The following is a 20,100-nucleotide window of genomic DNA, read 5'->3' as shown; positions in this document are numbered from 1 at the left end:
TAACCTTTAATAATTTGGAACGATTTGGACGTATCGCCCTCAAAACTATACTTTGGATAATAGCAAGTGTCATACTCCTGGTGCTGCTAATCGTAATTCTTATACAAGTACCGGCCGTACAAAATTTTGCAAAAGATAAAGCTGTTACCTTTTTAGAGAAAAAAATAGGCACTAAGGTAGAGATAGGGCACATCAGCCTTGGCCTGCCCAAAATGCTGGTGCTTGAGGATGTTTACTTTGAGGACCAGAAAAAAGACACCCTTATAGCTGGTGATAAGCTTAAGGTTGATATCTCTATGCTTAAGCTGCTGAAAAACCAGGTAGAGATCAACGAGATTAACTTACAGGGCATTACAGCCAAAGTTAGCAGGGGTGCTGATAGCGCCTTTAACTTTGATTATATTATTAAAGCCTTTGCAAGCGAAAACAAAAAAGAGCCAAAGCCGGAGGATACGACTTCGGCGATGAAAATATCATTGGGTAAGATCATCCTGGATAAAATAAACCTTTCTTACAAGGACGTTACCACCGGTAATGATGTGAAATTCTTACTGGGTCATTTTGATACACGTGTAAAAGATTTTGACCTGGACAAAATGAAGTTCAGCATTCCCAAGATCAATTTGAGCGGTGTGAACGCGCGTATTATCCAAACGCCTGTTGGCTCGTCTATAAAGCAAGCGGCTACTATTGACACTGCTACCAAGCCTTTAAATATGGACCTGAACCTTGGTGATATTGACATCCAAAAGGTAAAGGTCGACTACCAAAGCGCCGAGATGAAGGCAAAGGTAGATTTGGGTAAGTTTCTGGTAAGCATGGATAAGATAGACATGAAGAACCAGAACGTTCGCATCAAATCTATCACCCTAGATGGCACCGACGCAGGACTGATCTTAGCTAAGCCACAAACCGTAGCCAAAGCGGTTGAAAAAACGGTTAAAAAGATAGACACCCTTGCTTCCAGAACACAAGCCAAGGGCTGGAGAGCTTCTTTAGATAAAATAGTATTAAGCAACAACAACGTTAAGTTTGATAATGACGCGCAAAAGGCCCTGCCTCGGGGCTTGGACTTTAGCCACATGAATATCAAAAACTTAAATGCAGATATTGAGAAACTGGCTTACTCGCCCGATACTATAGCCGGTAAAGTTAATTCTTTCACCTTTAGTGATAAGAGTGGTTTTGAGGTAAACAAATTCCAAACCTCATTCCTGTACGGCCCCAAAAGCGCTTACCTGAAAGATCTCCTATTGATAACCCCCCGCTCTGTCATTCAAAAAGAACTACAGGTAGGCTACCCTTCTATCGAGTCGCTTACCAAAGATATCGGTAAGCTAAGCATTAACGCCAATTTAGACGGCAGCAAGTTAGGCTTGCGCGATGTGCTGTTGCTGATGCCAACCATTGCTTCAATGGAACCGTTTAAGTCGTCGCCAAACTCAACCATCAAAATCAATGGCCGCGTAAATGGTACTGTAAATAATCTGCACATACCAAGTTTGGAAATAAGCGGCTTTGGGAATACCTACGTAAAAGCATCTGCAACCATGCGCGGCCTGCCTGATGTGAACAAGGCTTATTTTGATCTTAACATTGCAGACTTCCGTACTACACGCTATGACATTGCCCGTTTGGTACCCAAGGGAACTATTCCGCCTAATGTAAGCATACCCGAGAATATGAACCTTAAAGGCTCATTTAAGGGAAGTATGAAAAACTTTTATACCCAGATGGCGCTACGCAGCAGCTATGGTGCGGTTGACCTTACAGCGCAAATGAAAAGCGGCGCCCGTAAAGGCAGCGAAACGTACACCGCTAATATAAAAGCCAACAACCTTAACGTAGGGGCGCTAACTAAACAGCCGCAAATGGTTGGTTATGTAACCATGCGCGCCAACATTAGCGGTGCTGGCTTAGACCCAAAAACAGCAAGCCTTAAATTTAACGGCGATGTTGTTAGCGCTAACGTTAAAGGCTACACCTATCGCAACCTGGTGATGAACGGGACAGCCCGCAATGGTGCCTATACCGCTAAAGCCACTATGCGCGATCCTAACATCAACTTTACACTTGATGCAAAGGCTAATCTCAACAAAAAATACCCGGCGGTTAACGCAACACTGAATGTGGATAGCATAGACCTGCAAAAGCTCAATTTTGTAAAAGACCCTATGCGTTTCCATGGGAAGATACAGGCCGATGTACCAACTGCTGACCCTGATTACCTAAACGCCAATATACTTGCGACAAACCTCCTGGTGGTAAATAAAGGCGAGCGCATTGCCTTAGATACAGTAAGCCTCATCTCAACAGCAAGCGCAGATAGCAGTACATTACGCCTTAAAACGCCTATGTTTTATGCGCATATGAATGGCAAGTACAAGCTTACTCAAATAGCCCCTGCCATACAGGACGTGATCAATAAATATTACGACATGAACCTGGCCAGCGGTAGCAAAGCTGCGCCAAAGTTTAAATACTCACCACAGCAGTTTACGTTTGATGCTCGTTTTGTAAAAACACCCCTGGTTCAAAAGTTTGTGCCCGACTTGAAGCAACTGGATCCGGTATTATTTAACGGTAGTTTCAACAGCTCATCAGGCGAGTTGATCGTTAAAGGGTCTGCACCTAACGTTATTTATGGCACCAATACGGTTAAAAACCTTAAGCTAGATGTAAATGCCGGCAACAATGCGCTTAATTACGGTTTAAATGTTGACGAGATAAAAGTAGGCTCATCTTTAGATTTGCTTTATACCAGCATCACCGGTGCTGCCCAAAACAACAAACTGGGCATCAAATTACAGGTTAGGGATAAAGAACGTAAAGAACGTTACCGCGTTGCCGGCGAATTTAGCGCCATGCCTAACGAATACCAGTTTAGCTTTGTGCGTGATGGACTATTATTGGATTACACTGCATGGGCAGTTAACCCAGATAATGCTTTGCAATTTGGCAGCAAGGGTGTGTTGGCGCGCAATTTCAGTATTACCAACAGCAACCAGGTGTTAAGTGCCAACAGTTCCGGCGGCATGAACTCTCCTATTACTGTTGATTTCCGCAATTTCAAGATAGAGACCTTAACCAAACTGGCTAAGCAAGATTCGCTATTAATTGGTGGCACTATTAATGGTAATGCCATAGTGAGCAACTTCCAGAAATCGCCGACAGTTGAATCGGCCATTAACATCAGCGACTTTAATTTTAAAGGCGATACCGTAGGTAACATTGCCTTAAAGGTTGATAATAAAACCGCCAATGCCTTTGCTGCCAACGTGAGCATTACGGGCAAAGGTAATCAGGTTGACCTAAACGGTATGTACTATACTGCCCCATCAAGCAGGTTTGATATGAACCTGAACATTGTAAACCTGAGCATGAAGAGCATACAAGGCTTTACCTTTGGATCTATCCGTAACTCCAGCGGTAACATTACCGGTGCCTTAAAAATAACGGGCACAACAGCGGCACCATCTGTACGTGGCGATATCAACTTTAATAAGGTAGCGTTTAACGTGTCTATGCTAAACTCCTACTTTACCATGCCTAAGGAGAGCATAACCTTTAATGATGAGGGTATCCGATTTAACGACTTTACACTGGTTGATTCTACAAACAACAAAGCGGTTATCTCCGGTGCCATTTACACAAAAACCTACACCGACTTTAAATTTGGAATGAATATCCAGACCAGGAACTTCCGGGTCATCAACTCCACTAAAGCAGATAATAAGTTGTTCTACGGTAAGCTATTCCTTAATAGCGATATCAAGATCCGCGGAGATATGGCTAAACCTGTGGTTGATGCGAACTTGACTGTGAATGATAAAACCGACCTGGCCATTGTTTTACCAACAACCGACCCTGGCGTTGAAGACCGGAAAGGCGTGGTGGAGTTTTATGATGCCGATGCTAAAAACCTCGACTCAATTTTGGTAGCCCGGCAATTAGATTCGCTAAAGCAATCTGAAATTACCGGCCTGGATGTTAACGCAACCGTAAACATCGATAAAAATGCCAACTTCACCATTGTTGTTGATGAGCGCAACGGCGATGTGGTAAATATTAAGGGCGAAGCGCACTTAAGCGGCGGTATCGACCCAAGTGGCAAAACTAGCTTAACCGGTACTTATACTGTTAACGAAGGATCTTACAACCTTTCATACGCCACTGTAAACCGCAAGTTTAACTTTAAACGTGGTAGTACCATCACCTGGACGGGTGACCCTACAAGCGCCAATATCGATCTTACCGCTATTTATGTGGCAAACGTTCCGCCTATAGATCTTGTATCTAATCAGATAACGGATAACACAACGCAATACAAGCAAAAATTGCCATTCAACGTAAATCTTAACCTGAAGAACGAGTTGCTGAAGCCTCAGATCAGTTTTGATATTATGTTGCCTGATAGTAATTTGAACGTATCAACAGAGGTAACCAATACAGTTAACACTCGTTTGGCACAGGTTCGTTCTGATCCTAACGAATTGAACAAGCAAGTTTTAGGTGTGCTTATCCTTGGTCACTTTATCGGCGATAACCCGCTACAAAGTCAGGGTGGCAGCGCCGGCGTTGAAGGTGCAATCCGCAGCAGCGTAAGCAGCTTACTTACCGACCAGTTAAATAGCCTGGCAGGCGACCTGATACAAGGCGTGGATCTTAACTTTGGTGTAACATCCGGAGAAGACTACTCTTCAGGTACGGCAACCAACCGAACGGATCTGAACATTGGTTTGTCTAAACGTTTCCTTAATGACAGGCTAACGGTTAGTGTAGGTAATAACTTTAATCTGGAAGGTGCACAGGCAGGGCAAAAAACATCGAACATTGCAGGTAACGTTTCGGTGAACTACAAGCTTAGCAAGGATGGCCGCTATAGCCTACGTGCTTACCGTAAAGACGAGTTTGTGGTGATACAGGGCCAGATCATTGAAACAGGCCTAGGCTTTGCCCTGACAGTAGATTACAACCGCTTCCGCGAAATATTTGGCAGAAAACGTACTCAACAGGAACGCGAACAACAGCGCCGCTACAAACAGGAACAGAAGGAAAGAGACGAGAAGGAAAAGCAACAACAGCTGAAGGATAAGGAGATGAGAGAAAAAACCCAGACTACAACAATATGATCAAACGTGTAATATATTTTCTGTTTCTTACGGTAGCCTTAACTGCCTGCAGTACCACCAAATATCTCCCACCCGGCGAGAAGTTATACACCGGTGGCGATGTTAAGGTAGAAGATAAGAATATTCCTAAAAAAGATGCAAAGGCGCTGGAGTCGGAACTTAAAACCTTTATCAGGCCTAAACCAAACTCATCCCTTCTGGGTATGCGTATTAAGTTATGGCTTTACTATAAAACCAAAAGCCGTAAGGGTTTTATCAACAAATTCCTGAGTAAATATGGCGAGCCGCCTGTATTGGCAAGCCAGGTTGACCTTCAAAAGAACAGCGACATTATGCAAAACCGTTTGCAGAACATCAGCTACTTCCAGGCAACCGTAAAGGGTGATACCATTGGTAAGCAAAAAATTGCAAAAGCATTATTTACCGCTTATCCCGGCCCGTCTTATACCATACGTAACCTTACCTTCCCTAACGCTACGGATAACAACCTGGATACCGCGGTTAAGGGGACCATGAAACAGACCCTGCTTAAAAAAGGCGATAAGTATAACCTCGACGTGATAAAAAATGAGCGTTTACGTATAGATGCCCGTTTAAAGGAAGAAGGCTTTTTCTACTTTGCCCCTGAACAGTTATTAGCAAAGGTTGATAGCACCGTAGGCAACCATCAGGTTGACGTGGTGTTACAGATAAAACCCGAAACGCCTGATCGTGCACGTGAGATTTACACCATCCGTAATATTTACGTGTACCCAAATTATTCGCTACGCGATACCTCTTTAAAGTTAGATCAGGCTAAGCCTTACCGCTGGTATAATATTGTTGACCCGCGCAATACCGCCCGCCCTTACTTGTTTGCTAATACTGTGTTGCTGCACCCTAATGATGTTTACAGTCGTACCACGCATAATAACTCACTAAACAGGTTTATTAATCTTGGCCCCTACCGGTATGTAAAAAACAGGTTTGAGGACGTAACGCCGGATTCTCCTAAGCTAGATGTGTATTATTTCCTTACACCTTACAAGAAAAAGTCATTACAGTTAGAGTTATTGGGTCGGACTACATCAGCCAATTATACCGGTTCACAAATTAACCTAAGCTGGAAAAACCGCAATGCATTTAAAGGCGGTGAGTTACTTACTGTAACCCTTTTCGGAAGTACTGACGTGCAGGTAGGCGGGCAAAACAGTGGATACAACGTTTATCAATATGGTGTTCAAACCAGCCTGTCATGGCCGCGTTTGATAACACCTTGGCGTGTGTCATCATCTAATGCTTACATACCGCGTACCGTATTACAACTGGGCTACTCATCGGTTGTAAGGCAAAAGCTTTATTCGCTTAACTCGTTCACCGGTTCATTTGGTTACCAGTTCAAAACGGACGAGCACAAAATGCATGAGCTTAACGTGTTGGAAGCAACATTTGTGAAACCACGTAATATTCAGCAGCTATATCTCGATAGCATAACAAAAACAAATAATCCTGCCCTTAAACACGTCATTGATCCGCAGTTTACATTAGGGCCAAGCTATGCGTATACTTATGATAACACAACAGAAGACTACCGCACCAATAGCTTGTATTTCCGTAGTAAATTAAGTTTATCAAATAATCTTTATGGCTTAATAACTGGCGCTGATACTTTGGCTGGTAAGGATAAAAAATTGTTTGGCACAACCTTTAACCAGTATGTTAAGGTAGAAAGCGAGATACGTTTCTTCCACAAGCTAAGCTCTGAAACAAAGATAGCTACACGTTTAATTGCCGGTGTGGGCTTACCTTATGGCAACTCAACCATACTTCCTTACAACCAGCAATTCTTTATTGGCGGCCCAAACAGTTTAAGAGGTTTCAGGCCGAGATCTATTGGCCCGGGCACGGTTAATCCTAACCCTGATGGCAACTCTTTTATTGCAGACCAGTCTGGCGATATCAAATTGGAAGCTAACGTAGAACTTAGGCAAAAACTTTTCAGCATAGTTTACGGTGCTTTATTTGCTGATGCCGGTAATATCTGGAACGCGAAACCACACCAGGAAGGCGGTACATTCGGGCCTAATTTCCTAAGCCAGTTAGCAGTAGATGCAGGTTTTGGTTTAAGGTTTGATGCTACCATATTGGTACTCCGCACCGATTTGGGTTTCCCGCTGATGCGCCCTTACACGCCGGTAAACGGAACGAGATCAATAAGCCCAAGCTTTAAAAATGCTATTTTAAACATCGCTATCGGTTATCCATTCTAACCAACAGCAAATACAAACATTTACAAAGGCGGCTTTATTACTATATTGCCGCCTTTGTTATAAACATGCCTTTCATATCATCTACTATCCCGCTGCAAATTATCAATTTACATGATGATGGCTTTCATCCGCTGTTAGACATTACCGTTTTTGGAAAGCCATTTAAGGCTGTGCTTGATACAGGTGCATCCCGCACGGCTTTCGATCGTGAGGTATTAACGGCGGCCAACGCAGAAGCCGATATAATCGCCAGCGAAAGGTTATCTACAGGCTTAGGAACAACCACAATGGAATCGGCCACTGCGGTTATCAAAAAGCTTTATATCAGCGATTTTTTGATTCCTGAAATAGAGGTTGCTGTGCTCGATCTGTCAACTATTAATTATGCTTACCGCGAAATGGGCCATCCCGAAATATTGGGTGTTATAGGAAGCGATATCATGATGAAATATAAAGGTATTGTAGATTTCGGCAGGAAAAAATTAACGTTAAAACAAAAAGCCCCGCTTTAGGCGGGGCTCAGGTATTTTAAAACATCTGTACGTTTAGCATCTGCACATTTGCATATTCATCTTACGTGTCGATGCGTGCGTAACGCGCATTCTTCTCTATAAACTCGCGGCGTGGCGCAACCTCATCTCCCATTAACATAGAGAAGGTATGGTCACACTCTGCAGCGTTATCAATGCTTACTTGTTTTAAGGTGCGGTTGGCAGGGTTCATGGTGGTGTCCCATAGTTGCTCTGCGTTCATCTCACCCAAACCTTTATAACGCTGTACGTGTACACTATCTTCTTTACCCGCGCCTTTAAGGCGTTGTATAGCCACATCACGCTGCTCATCGTTCCAGCAATATTCCTGCTCTTTACCTTTCTTAACCAGGTAAAGTGGTGGCGATGCCACATAAACATATCCGTATTCTATCAGCTCCTTCATATAACGGAAGAAGAAGGTAAGGATAAGGGTGGTAATGTGCGAACCGTCAACGTCGGCATCCGTCATGATCACAATTTTGTGGTAACGAAGCTTGGTAATGTTCAATGCTTTTGCATCCTCAGGCGTGCCGATGCTTACACCCAAACCGGTAAACATGTTCTTGATCTCCTCATTCTCGTAGATCTTATGCTCCATGGCTTTCTCCACGTTCAGGATCTTACCACGCAGTGGCAGTATCGCCTGGAACTCGCGGTCGCGGCCTTGTTTGGCCGTGCCACCCGCCGAGTCACCCTCAACCAGGTAAATTTCACAAAGGGTTGGATCGCTGTTAGCACAATCAGCCAATTTACCCGGTAAGCCCGAGCCGCTCATTACGCTCTTGCGCTGCACCATTTCGCGCGCCTTACGTGCCGCGGCACGGGCAGTAGCAGCAAGGATAACCTTCTGCACTATCATACGCGCTTCTTTAGGGTTCTCCTCAAGGTAATTACCCAGTATCTCACCAACGGCAACGTTAACCGCGCCACTTACCTCGCTGTTACCCAGTTTGGTCTTGGTTTGACCCTCAAACTGAGGCTCCTGTACCTTTACTGATATAACAGCGGTTAAACCCTCGCGGAAGTCATCACCGGTAACATCAACCTTAACGTTCTTCAACAAACCCTCTTTATCGGCATATGCTTTTAAAGTACGGGTCAATCCCATCCTGAAACCGGCTACGTGTGTACCGCCTTCAATGGTATTAATGTTGTTTACGTATGAGTGAACGTTCTCTGAGTAAGTATCGTTATACTGCAATGCTAGTTCAACAGGTACGCCTTGCTTTATACCTTCAACGTAAATCGGTTCAGGAATTATGGCAACACGGGTACCATCCAGGTATTTAACAAACTCCTTTAAGCCACCTTCTGAAAAATATTCTTCAGAAACAAAGCTGCCGTCATCATTGGTCTGGCGTTCGTCTGTAAGTGTTAGCCTGATGCCTTTATTCAAGAACGCCAGCTCTCGTAAACGGGTAGCCAGTGTTTCAAACTTATACTCAAGTGTAGTAGTAAATATCTCCGGGTCTGGCTGAAATGTTTGTATGGTACCGGTGAGGTCAGACTCGCCGATAGTTTTAACATCAAACATTGGCTTGCCGCGCTCGTACTCCTGGGTAAATATCTTACCCTCGCGGTGTACCACGGTTTTTACATGGGTAGATAATGCGTTAACACAGCTAACACCCACACCGTGCAAACCGCCGGATACCTTGTAAGTATCTTTATCGAATTTACCGCCGGCGTGCAACACGGTCATTACGATCTCAAGTGCCGATTTTTGTTCTTTTGTGTTGATACCCGTTGGGATACCACGACCGTTATCTTTAACGGTGACTGAATTGCCCTGATGAATGGTAACGTTGATGGTATCGCAATACCCTGCAAGTGCCTCATCTATGGAGTTATCAACTACTTCGTAAACCAGGTGGTGAAGGCCTTTTACACCTGTATCACCAATGTACATGGAAGGGCGTTTACGAACCGCTTCTAACCCCTCTAAAACCTGTATATTATCCGCTGAATAATTTGATCTATCCTGATTTTCTTCGCTCATATTTTTCTTAAACAGTAACCTTCAAAAATACGATTTTAAACCCGGAAATAGTTCAGGCTTGTGCAAGAATAATTGCATTGTTGATAACTAAGAATGCTCATAAACATGTAATTAATGAATAGGAAACTTGAGTTAAAAAATTATATTTGTCAAAATTTTTATAGACCAATACAATGAAATTTACGGCATCTTTAGTTACTAAATCAATATTAGCAATAGGCATCGCTGCCAGCGTTGTTGCCTGCAACCAAAATAAAACAGCTGATAAACCGGCTGCTGCTTCATCAACTCCTGCTACCGCTGCATCAACAACCGGCGATAAACCTGAGATCGTTTACTTTAACCAGGATTCTGTAGTGTCTCAATACAATTACATCAAAGACATGGACAAAAGGTTAGAGGCAAAAGGTAAGGCTGCACAAAGTGATGTAGGTTCCCGCCAGCAAGCCATTCAGCGAGAAATTGCTGACTATCAAAAAAATGCAGCTACCATGAGCGCTGACCAGCGTGCTGCAACTGAGCAACGTTTGCAACGTAAAGGCCAGGAGTTTCAGCAATATCAGCAAAACGCAGGTGCTGCAGTACAGAACGACCAGATGAACGAGCAAACCAAGCTTTACGAAAAGTTAAGCGACTTTGTTAAAACTTACGCTAAAGAGCATGGTTACAAATTGGTGTTAACCTACAAAAAAGGCGACCCTACCATGATGTACGGCGACCCAAGCCTTGATATTACTGCTGACGTGGTAAAAGGCCTGAACGACGCTTACGCTAAAGACAAAAAATAATTCTAAAGTTGATGTCCCGACAAGCATTGGGATGCAATGTGAAGGATAAAAAAAATTTAAAACCCCGGCCATTGGTTGGGGTTTTTTAATGGAACAAGTTATGGAACAAGACCACAAAAAATTTATGCAGATGGCCATTGAGCTATCGCAATATAATGTTGATAATGAACAAGGCGGGCCATTTGGTGCAGTGATCGTAAAAGATGGCGATGTTATAGCTCGTAGTGCCAACCGCGTTGTGCCCACTAATGATCCTACCGCACACGCAGAAGTTGCTGCCATAAGGCTGGCCTGCAAAGAGCTTGGCACCTACAACCTTGAAGGTTGTGTAATATACACCAGTTGCGAGCCCTGCCCTATGTGCCTTGGTGCTATCTATTGGGCGCGCATAGGCAAGGTTTATTATGCTAACACCAAGAAAGATGCTGCAGACATAGGCTTCGATGATCATTTTATTTACGATGAGTTGGAACTGCCTATGGCCAACCGCAAATTACCGTTTGAGCAATTAATGCACGATGATGCTTTGCAGGTGTTTAAGCAATGGCAACGGACGGAAAATAAAACTGATTATTAGTGCAGCCAATGCAGCCACTGGCAATCCTGCCAATCTGTAAGCATGTGGAACAGCAACCCTACCGCAATAATGCGCGTGCGGGGGAAAAATAGCAGTACAAAGTAGACGCAAATTGCATAGTAAGAATGCAAGGGATGGTTGCCAATGCTGCAACGATTGGGATCGAAAATGGGATCAGCTAACAGATGGTCGGTATCTACCAGCATGGTGGCTATCATAATCAACCAGGCTTTTTTCCATTCCTTTCTAAAAAATAAAAACGCCAGTAAACCCGGCGCTAAAAAGTGCAGACTGTAGTGAACTACAGTCCGCATTATACTTAGAAATTCGTGATTGCCCATGCGGCAATTAGGCTATCAGTGATTTTATCAAATCTTCCAGATCACGGAGATATAGCATATTCGGGCCATCACTTAAGGCATGGTCGGGATCGGGATGAGTTTCAATGAAGTAGCCGCTAGCCCCAAAAGCTTTTGCAGCGCGCGCCATTGATGGTACAAATTTACGATCGCCACCGGTTTTACCACCGGCACCTCCCGGGCGCTGTACCGAATGGGTACAATCCATACAAACCGGGTATCCAAACTCGGCCATATCAGCCACGTTCCTGAAATCTACCACCAAATTGTTGTAACCGAAAGAGTTACCGCGTTCGGTTAGGATCACTTGTTCGTTACCTGCTTCCTTTACTTTTTGTGCAGGATAAAACATATCCTGACCGGAAAGGAACTGCGCTTTTTTAATGTTCACTATCTTGCCCGTCTCTGCCGCTGCTACCAGCAAATCTGTTTGGCGGCAAAGGAAGGCAGGTATTTGCAAAATATCTACCACCTCAGCACAGGCCGCGGCCTGGAATGGTTCATGAATATCGGTAGTAACCGGCAAACCGAACTTTTCCTTCACATTGTTTAGCATCTCCATGCCTTTTGTAAGACCGGGACCGCGATAGCTGTGTATACTGGTTCTGTTGGCTTTATCAAATGACGATTTGAACACTACTGTAACAGGATATTTGCTGCCTATTTCTGCAACCTTTTCTGCAACAGTATAAAGCAGGTCCTGGTTCTCCATTACACATGGGCCAACAATAAAAAATGGTTTCGAAGTTATATCGTTATATAGTGCCATTCTGTTTAAGTTTTTTTCGTGCAAGTTCCAAGTCTTCAGGTGTGTCTATCCCCTTCTCAATACTTTTCACTTCTATCATTTTTATTTTATAGCCGTTCTCAATTGCCCTTAGCTGCTCCAACTTCTCTGTTTGCTCCAGGAACGAAACCGGCATGGTTATAAATTCCTTTAAAAAATTAGTACGGTACGCATATATACCCATGTGCTTACGATAAACGCTCACATCTGCCACCTCTTTATCCCTTGAGAACGGTATGGCAAAGCGTGAGAAATAGATCGCATATCCGTTTACATCGGTTATCACCTTTACCAGGTTAGGATTATTCAACTCATCCAAATTTTCTACCGGTGCACAAACGCTGGCCATTGCAGCATCACTTTGTCGCATGGCAGTAATGAGCCTGTCAACAATACCGGGATCAAAAAAAGGTTCGTCACCTTGTACGTTTATTACCAAGTCGCACTCAATGGTTTTTATCACTTCAGCAATACGGTCGGTTCCGCTGGGATGCTCAGGGCTGGTCATCAACACATGATCTGTAAATTTTTTACAAGCATCCATTACCTCCTGGCTATCGGCAGCTATCCAGATCTCATGATGGAGCTTAGCCTTTGCGCAAGCTTCATATACACGTTGAATAACAGGTTTGCCGCCAAGGTCAAGCAAAACCTTTAGCGGTAAGCGCGTTGAGTTAAGACGGGCAGGTATAACAATAACGGTCTTCAAGCTTATATCTGATTAAATATTTGGTAAACACCGGTTACCGCATTGGTAGAATTTTTAACAAGCAAGGTGGTTATCTTACGCTCTAACATCAATTCTTCAGCATCAAATACCATCTCATCTTCATCAACAAAAATGGGTTTGGCATTCATAAAATCAGTTATTGGCATATGATGGATATCCTCGTACTTAACTAAACCTCTACGAAGATCACCATCGGTAATAACGCCCTCTACGTTATCCTGATTACCAACTATCACCATACCTAATTTACCTTCAGACATTTTAATCACCAGTTGCGTAAATGATGCATCAGCGGTTATAAAGGGAAGTCTATCTGTACGCATCAGATCTTTTACCTTCACCAATAACTTACGCCCAAGACTACCACCCGGATGGAAACGGGCAAAGTCTGCCGGGGTAAAATCACGGGCCGTCATCAACGCTATCGCCAGGGCATCGCCCATTACTAATGTTGCAGTAGTGGATGATGTTGGTGCAAGCTCAAGCGGACAAGCCTCCTGCGACACTTTAACGTTTAAGTGAATATGTGCGTGTGTGGCCAGAGTAGATGCCGGGTTACCCGTTATAGCAATAAACTTATTTCTGTTATAGCGCAAATAAGGGATAAGCTTGAGGATCTCTTCAGTTTCGCCTGAGTAAGAGATCAGCAACACAATATCTTCGTCGCTTATCATACCCAAATCGCCATGAAAAGCTTCAGCCGGATGGAGAAAAAAACTTGGTGTGCCGGTGCTGGTAAAAGTAGCCGAGATCTTGCGGGCAACATGGCCCGATTTACCCATACCGCAAACTATTAATTTACCTTGCGATTTTAAAATAGCATTTACTGCATCTTCAAAGGTATTGTCTAATCTTGCTGCCACCTCATTGAGAGATGCTATCTCGATGTCGAAAACTTTTTGGGCAATGCTCTTCATTAAACAGTATCCACTTTATTTAGCATTGCAATATTACTCAATAAAATTCAGATAAGCCGTTTATACAGCGCGGCAGGAAGCCTTAATCAAATACTACGCTAAGCTTAGGCGCTTCGGTGGTTACGATACGAGGCTGTTTGTTATTATCAAGATGCTCAAACTTAGAGTTCTTGCTCTGGAATTCCGGAACAATATCCTTCATCTTTGCAACCGTAGCCATCTCATCACCTTGCTTGTTCAATGATATCAATTCATTGATATCATTAGCTACCTGCTCATGCGGATAGGTTATTACACGGGAGATCTTTATCTTTTCGTGATGCGTAGGCATGGTGTTTTCTCCGCTGTTAAGCAACTCCTCGTACAGCTTCTCCCCAGGGCGTAAACCAGAATAAACTATTTTGATATCTCTATCAGGCTGCAAGCCTGCAAGTTTTATCATCTTCAGGGCCAGGTCAACTATTTTCACAGGCTCGCCCATGTCAAAGATGAATATCTCGCCTCCGCTACCCATTGTACCGGCCTCAAGCACCAAATGCACGGCCTCAGGTATAGTCATAAAGTAACGAGTAATTTCAGGGTGGGTTACCGTAATAGGCCCGCCCTTTTGTATCTGAGCACGGAAACGCGGAATTACCGACCCGTTAGAACCTAACACATTACCAAATCGCGTAGTAATAAAGCAAGTACCTTTATTAGCCGGACTATCTTTAAGCGATTGTATGTAGATCTCGGCGATACGCTTGCTTGCGCCCATTACGTTTGTAGGATTAACTGCTTTATCAGTTGATACCATTACAAACTTATTAGCTCTAAAGGCGAGGCACAGGTCTGCAATATTCTTTGTTCCTAAAACATTCGCACGAATAGCCTCTGAGGGGTTTTCTTCCATCATCGGTACGTGCTTGTAAGCAGCGGCATGGTAAACCACCTCAGGCATATGATCTGAGAACAGTTTATGCATGCGGTAATAATTACGTATATCGCCGATAAAAATCACCACAGGTATATGCGGGAATTTCTCTTCGATCTCTAATCTTACCTCGTGCAGAGGTGACTCGGCCTGGTCGCATAGGATTACCATTGCGGGGCCGTATTGCAGCACCTGCTGTACAATCTCAGACCCAATAGAACCGGCGGCGCCGGTAACCAATACTCTTTTATCTTTTAAATCTTGTGAGATACGTGTAGTATCGATCTGGATAGTTTTGCGTTGCAAAAGATCCTCGATCTTTAGATCCTTTATTTGTTGCAGGTTAAGTTTACCATAGATCCACTGATCTGATGGAGGTACAGTTAAAACCTGTATACCTAAAGCAAGGCAGTTCTCAAGCGCAGTTCTCTTTTCCTGCTCATCCAAATGATGATTCATGATGATCATCTTATCAACAGAGCGCTTCTCTTTGATCTTAGCAAGTTTACTGATGTCGTAAACCTTAACCGCTTGTATCTCTTTATTGATCTTATTCGGATCGTTATCTACAAAGCCGGCAACCACAAAGTTAGTTGCGCTGGTTTCGAGCGCCTGCTTTACCAATACAGCACTGTTATCAGACCCGTATATCAATACTACAGATTTGTTTCCTGCAGAATAATTATTTAAATAATTGAAGGCGCTTTTAACTGCGCTTCTAAGCAATATAAGCAACGTACTTGATACCGAAAAGTTGACAAGTAACACAAAATCAATTGTAGAAGAACTTACGTGAAGGTATTTTTTTATCCAAAGGGTAATAACAGCCAGATAAATTATACTGCTTATGAATACCGATCCGAAAATCCTCAACACATCTCTGGTGTTAGAGTACCTTATCAATCCTGTATGTATACGCATGGTAAACATTACCAATGCAGCCACAACGGCATAAACGGCAGTGTATATAAAAAAATAGCCCCTTAAGATATTGGAGAACTCGAAGCGATTTACAATAAGATAGGACGAAGCAAAAGACCATGTTACGATAACAAAGTCTGCAAGCATAATTATCCACCTGGGTATTACCTTATTAAAAAGCAAATATTTTTTCATAGGGTTATAATGGGGGCGGATGCAAAATTAATAAATTTTTAAATATTTCTGCAATAACTTAATTATTTAATATTAAGCTGCTAACCATAATGCATAACGTACTTAAAGCAGATGACTAACACCGTTTGCCAATGTTGTGTTTTATTTGTTTTGAGAAAGCTTAAGCATCGAATGTTTTGTTATCAGATATCGCTTAACAATAACGTAGCTAACGGCCAAAGGAGCAAGAATGACAATAAATTTCCATAATGGATGCAATGGAATTGCTATTACAACAATAATTACAATAACCTGTGCTATAGCGTAGCAAGTGGAAACAAGCAGATGCGGAACCTTGTACTCATTAGCTAAAATTTGATAAAAATGAAGCCTGTGAGCTTCAAAAATATTTTGCCGCAACATTATTCTTTGGACGATGGTTAATACAGAGTCAACGCCATATATTGCTAAAAACAGGATGTACGTGAAATCATGTGTCTGAAGAATCAGCTTGAAAATAAGGAACACGATCCAAAACGCTATGGTTATGCTACCTACATCGCCTGCAAAACATTTTGCTTTTTTCCTGAAGTTAAAAAACAAAAACACTACGTTAGCAAGCATAGGGAGCCATATTAGATCGGGCTCGATAAAATTTACAACACTGTTGTTAACGTATTGCAGCCCGGCAAGCACTGCAAGCGTATAACCGCCGGTTATGCCATTGATGCCATCCATAAAATTGTAGACATTAATGATCCCTATCGCAAAAAAATAACTAACGATAATTAATAGCACCGGCAGTTTCATTATGCCAAGTGCTACGAACATCATTGTTACAGCAGTAAAATGGACTACAAGGCGTATTTTAGATGACAAAGTAATCCTGTCATCAATAAAACTGATGATTCCGATAGCAACAGCACCAGCAGCCGGAAGTTGGTAGGCCGGATATAAAAAGAATATAAGAATGCAGGCTATCGGGAAGATAACCCCTCCTCCCCTTATTGTAAGGTTGGTATGTGAACTACGTTCGTTTGGTCTGTCAACAATATTGTAGCGCTCTGCAATACGAAAATACACCAACATTATGGCAAAAAAAACGATCGCTATAGCTGGATAGAAATAAATCATAAATTTTGTTTGAGCTTTTCAACTACAGGCGATGGCGTCCAATTGATTATTTGATGAAGTTTGCTGTCGTTAAAAGTTAAAGTTGATTTTATTTTTCGCAGTTTGCTTGAGTTTATAGGTGAACGTTTACCTACCAAATCTCCAACACCGGCCATTAACGTGGCTACAAATGAAGGTATGGCAAAAGGCATTTTAACCTTTAAACCATCAGCTATAATAGTTTCAAGTTCTTTAAAACTTGGATGAAACCCATCGGTAATATTATAGACTCCACCAACCGGAGCAACTAACGAAATAACTTTAGCAACATCCTCTGCCCATATCACGCTTTTACGCGCATTGGCCTTACCTATGCTAAAATATCTGCCTTTTTTTATGCTGCTCACCATTGCCCCAAGGTTACCCGGCGCGCCAGGACCGGCAACAAGCGGTAAACGGAGTATAGTTAACGTTATGTTATTAGATTTTGCCCAGGTTAACAAATACTCTTCTGCGAGGATCTTTGATTTAGCGTAAGGCGTGTTACCATTCAGAGGATGTTCTTCCGTGATCATTTCTCCCTCATCAACGCCGTAAACAGCTACCGTGCTTATAAAGACGAAATACTTAGGTAAAATCGATAATCTATTGATTTGATCACAAAGATTCTTAGTGCCCAAAAAGTTAACATCAAAAAAATCCTGAGCTTCTTTTTCGGTCTTTGGCAAAACGTGGGCTTTGCCGGCAGCGTGTATTACTGTACAGATATCATCCGGCAGTTCAATGGTGGAACTTGGGTCAGATACATCGAACTGAATATCATTATCACTGCCCCGCCCAATTGTAATAATTTTAGCATTTATCGAAGATTCAAGATAGGTTTTTACAATTCTTCCTAAAAATCCAGATCCGCCGGTCAATAATATCTTATCACCACTCATCATCTTAGATACTGTAGTACTTTCTTAAAGACCCTTAATGGCCAAAAATACAGCGGTGGCTTTACGCCATTCATCTTCCATGATAAGATAATTTCCTTATTACCCCTTACAATGTTCTTGAAACTTTTAGTACTCTCGCCACCCATGCGCATGTTAACTATAAACTTGTTCAAATGATAAGATTTGTATTTGTTTATTTTTAATGCGCGCATCATAAACTCGTAATCAGAAGTGATTTTGAAGTCGGGGAAATACACCCCTATCTTATCATATACATGTTTTTTTACAAACAAAGATGGGTGTGGCGCTACATCTCCATTATCAAAAAAATTACCGTAGTAAGGCTTCGCTAACCAGGTTCTTACCTTTATTTCAGGATCATCTTTAAAGTAAGTGATGTTACCATACAAAAGATCGACATTTCGCTCAACAAATTCCTGAGCTATTTCTGTAATAATGGTATTAGAGCAATATATGTCATCAGAATTTAGTATCCCAATAATATCCCCGGTTGCAAGCTTGATTCCTTTGTTCATAGCATCATACAAACCTTTGTCTGGTTCTGACACTATTACATTGATTTTATCGCTATATCTTTGAACTATTTGTAGTGTATCATCCTTAGAATTACCATCGATGATTATGTATTCAATGTTCGCGTAATTTTGAGAGAGCACAGATTTTATGCTATCCTCAATTGTTGCCGCACTATTGTAGCACACAGTTATTATACTAACAGTGGGCTGTACTTTCTGAGACATGAAAAATTTATTGATGATGTAGTATCCCTGCAGGGTACATTAATACAAATTACTCAAATTGATTTAATATATCGTAACCGGCATCTTTCAGCAACTTCTGCTTTTTAAAGCTTTGCAAATCGCTGGCAATCATCTCTTTCACTAATCCGTTAAGGTCGTATTTAGGTTTCCAGTTCAATTGAGTTTGAGCCTTGGTTGGGTCGCCTATAAGCAATTCCACTTCTGTTGGCCTAAAGTACTTCGGATCTACCTCTATAATAATTTTACCGATTTCAATTTGATAGTGAGGATTGTTGCAAGCTTCAACAACTCCTTTTTCGTTTGCACCCTCGCCGGTGAATTTCACAGTAATGCCCATTTCCAAAAAGGCAAGCCTAACAAAATCCCTTACAGTGGTTGTTACACCTGTGGCAATAACAAAATCTTCGGGCTTCTCTTGCTGTAAAATCAGATACATTGCCTCTACATAATCTTTGGCATGTCCCCAATCGCGCCTTGCATCAAGATTTCCTAAAAATAGCTTGTCTTGTAAACCCATTGCTATTTTAGTTGCACCACGGGTAATTTTACGGGTAACAAAGGTTTCTCCCCTTAGTGGGCTTTCATGGTTAAACAAAATTCCGTTGCAAGCAAACATACCATAAGCTTCACGATAGTTTACGGTTATCCAATAAGCATAAAGCTTGGCAACAGCGTATGGTGAGCGGGGATAGAACGGTGTGGTTTCTGATTGGGGGACAGCTTGTACCAAGCCATAAAGTTCAGATGTAGATGCCTGATATATTTTGGTTTTTTTAGTAAGACCTAAAATGCGTATCGCCTCTAATAGCCTAAGCGTGCCAATTCCGTCTGCATTAGCTGTATACTCCGGTGTATCAAAACTAACTTTAACATGAGACATAGCACCAAGGTTATATATCTCATCAGGTTGTACCTGCTGTATGATACGAATAAGATTTGTCGAATCAGACAGGTCTCCGTAATGTAACGTAAATCTTATGTTCTGTTCATGAGGATCTTGATACAGGCCATCAATACGCTCAGTATTAAATAAAGAGCTTCTTCTTTTTATTCCGTGAACGTGATAACCTTTGTTAAGTAAAAGCTCAGCTAAATAAGCGCCGTCTTGGCCGGTTATTCCCGTAATTAGGGCAATCTTCATAGGGGTTTAAGTATTTGATCTTTTAATTAATATTTCTTTGAAGG

The 20,100-nt window shown here is 42.3% G+C and carries 15 protein-coding genes; 5 read left to right on the top strand and 10 right to left on the bottom strand.

The window, feature by feature from the left end; translation table 11 throughout:
* Positions 1 to 14 precede the first annotated feature (14 nt).
* The 3 genes from INP83_RS08175 to INP83_RS08165 all read left to right on the top strand — a co-directional run bounded on the left by INP83_RS08175 (position 15) and on the right by INP83_RS08165 (position 7,893).
* Entirely contained in the window at positions 15 to 5,132 is a 5,118-nt protein-coding gene (locus INP83_RS08175) for a translocation/assembly module TamB (protein ID WP_219127022.1), read from the top strand.
* The gene (locus tag INP83_RS08170) at positions 5,129 to 7,381 is read left to right on the top strand and encodes a BamA/TamA family outer membrane protein (protein WP_219127021.1); all 2,253 of its coding nucleotides are present in this window, start codon (positions 5,129 to 5,131) and stop codon (positions 7,379 to 7,381) included. The genes INP83_RS08175 and INP83_RS08170 overlap by 4 nt, the downstream gene beginning before the upstream one ends.
* A gap of 65 nt (positions 7,382 to 7,446) precedes the next feature.
* A complete protein-coding gene (locus INP83_RS08165) occupies positions 7,447 to 7,893 on the top strand; it encodes a retropepsin-like aspartic protease (RefSeq protein WP_219127020.1) in 447 nt (148 codons plus the stop codon).
* A 61-nt stretch (positions 7,894 to 7,954) separates the two neighbouring features.
* Here the strand turns inward: INP83_RS08165 and gyrB are convergent, their stop codons facing one another.
* Positions 7,955 to 9,913 carry a DNA topoisomerase (ATP-hydrolyzing) subunit B gene (gene gyrB / locus INP83_RS08160; protein ID WP_219127019.1) on the bottom strand — a complete coding sequence of 653 codons (1,959 nt, stop codon included), beginning with the start codon at positions 9,911 to 9,913 and terminating at the stop codon, positions 7,955 to 7,957.
* A gap of 173 nt (positions 9,914 to 10,086) precedes the next feature.
* On the opposite strand from gyrB, the gene INP83_RS08155 reads away from it, so the two are divergent.
* Positions 10,087 to 10,701 carry an OmpH family outer membrane protein gene (locus INP83_RS08155; RefSeq protein ID WP_146268800.1) on the top strand — a complete coding sequence of 205 codons (615 nt, stop codon included), beginning with the start codon at positions 10,087 to 10,089 and terminating at the stop codon, positions 10,699 to 10,701.
* 100 nt (positions 10,702 to 10,801) lie between these two features.
* A complete protein-coding gene (locus INP83_RS08150; protein ID WP_219127018.1) occupies positions 10,802 to 11,278 on the top strand; it encodes a nucleoside deaminase in 477 nt (158 codons plus the stop codon).
* Here INP83_RS08150 and INP83_RS08145 read toward each other — a convergent pair.
* From INP83_RS08145 to gmd, 9 genes are all read right to left on the bottom strand, one after another.
* The gene (locus INP83_RS08145; RefSeq protein WP_255563278.1) at positions 11,275 to 11,592 is read right to left on the bottom strand and encodes a DUF6122 family protein; all 318 of its coding nucleotides are present in this window, start codon (positions 11,590 to 11,592) and stop codon (positions 11,275 to 11,277) included. The two genes, INP83_RS08150 and INP83_RS08145, sit on opposite strands and share 4 nt — an antisense overlap.
* Before the next feature lie 34 nt (positions 11,593 to 11,626).
* Positions 11,627 to 12,406 carry a 3-deoxy-8-phosphooctulonate synthase gene (gene kdsA, locus INP83_RS08140; RefSeq protein WP_219127017.1) on the bottom strand — a complete coding sequence of 260 codons (780 nt, stop codon included), beginning with the start codon at positions 12,404 to 12,406 and terminating at the stop codon, positions 11,627 to 11,629.
* Positions 12,393 to 13,133, bottom strand: coding sequence for a 3-deoxy-manno-octulosonate cytidylyltransferase (gene kdsB, locus INP83_RS08135; protein WP_219127016.1), 741 nt, complete (start codon positions 13,131 to 13,133; stop codon positions 12,393 to 12,395). The genes kdsA and kdsB overlap by 14 nt, the downstream gene beginning before the upstream one ends.
* 2 nt (positions 13,134 to 13,135) lie before the next feature.
* Positions 13,136 to 14,071, bottom strand: coding sequence for an SIS domain-containing protein (locus INP83_RS08130; protein ID WP_219127015.1), 936 nt, complete (start codon positions 14,069 to 14,071; stop codon positions 13,136 to 13,138).
* Positions 14,072 to 14,153: 82 nt separating this feature from the next.
* Positions 14,154 to 16,100, bottom strand: a complete 1,947-nt coding sequence (locus INP83_RS08125) for a nucleoside-diphosphate sugar epimerase/dehydratase (RefSeq protein ID WP_219127014.1) — start codon at positions 16,098 to 16,100, stop codon at positions 14,154 to 14,156.
* 141 nt (positions 16,101 to 16,241) lie between these two features.
* Positions 16,242 to 17,168, bottom strand: coding sequence for a glycosyltransferase family 4 protein (locus INP83_RS08120; RefSeq protein WP_255563277.1), 927 nt, complete (start codon positions 17,166 to 17,168; stop codon positions 16,242 to 16,244).
* Positions 17,169 to 17,209: 41 nt separating this feature from the next.
* Positions 17,210 to 18,133 carry an NAD(P)-dependent oxidoreductase gene (locus INP83_RS08115; RefSeq protein ID WP_219127012.1) on the bottom strand — a complete coding sequence of 308 codons (924 nt, stop codon included), beginning with the start codon at positions 18,131 to 18,133 and terminating at the stop codon, positions 17,210 to 17,212.
* Complete coding sequence (locus INP83_RS08110) at positions 18,133 to 18,894, bottom strand: glycosyltransferase family 2 protein (protein WP_219127011.1); 762 nt, start codon at positions 18,892 to 18,894, stop codon at positions 18,133 to 18,135. Before INP83_RS08110 ends, INP83_RS08115 begins: the two co-directional genes overlap by 1 nt.
* Before the next feature lie 49 nt (positions 18,895 to 18,943).
* On the bottom strand, positions 18,944 to 20,056 hold the full coding sequence (gmd, locus tag INP83_RS08105) for a GDP-mannose 4,6-dehydratase (protein WP_146268810.1): 1,113 nt from the start codon (positions 20,054 to 20,056) through the stop codon (positions 18,944 to 18,946).
* Between the last annotated feature and the right edge of the window lie 44 nt (positions 20,057 to 20,100).

This window comes from Mucilaginibacter sp. 21P (genome assembly GCF_019331605.1).
In the GTDB taxonomy this organism is placed as follows: Bacteria; Bacteroidota; Bacteroidia; order Sphingobacteriales; family Sphingobacteriaceae; genus Mucilaginibacter; species Mucilaginibacter achroorhodeus.
This window is presented reverse-complemented; position numbering and strand designations above follow the sequence as displayed.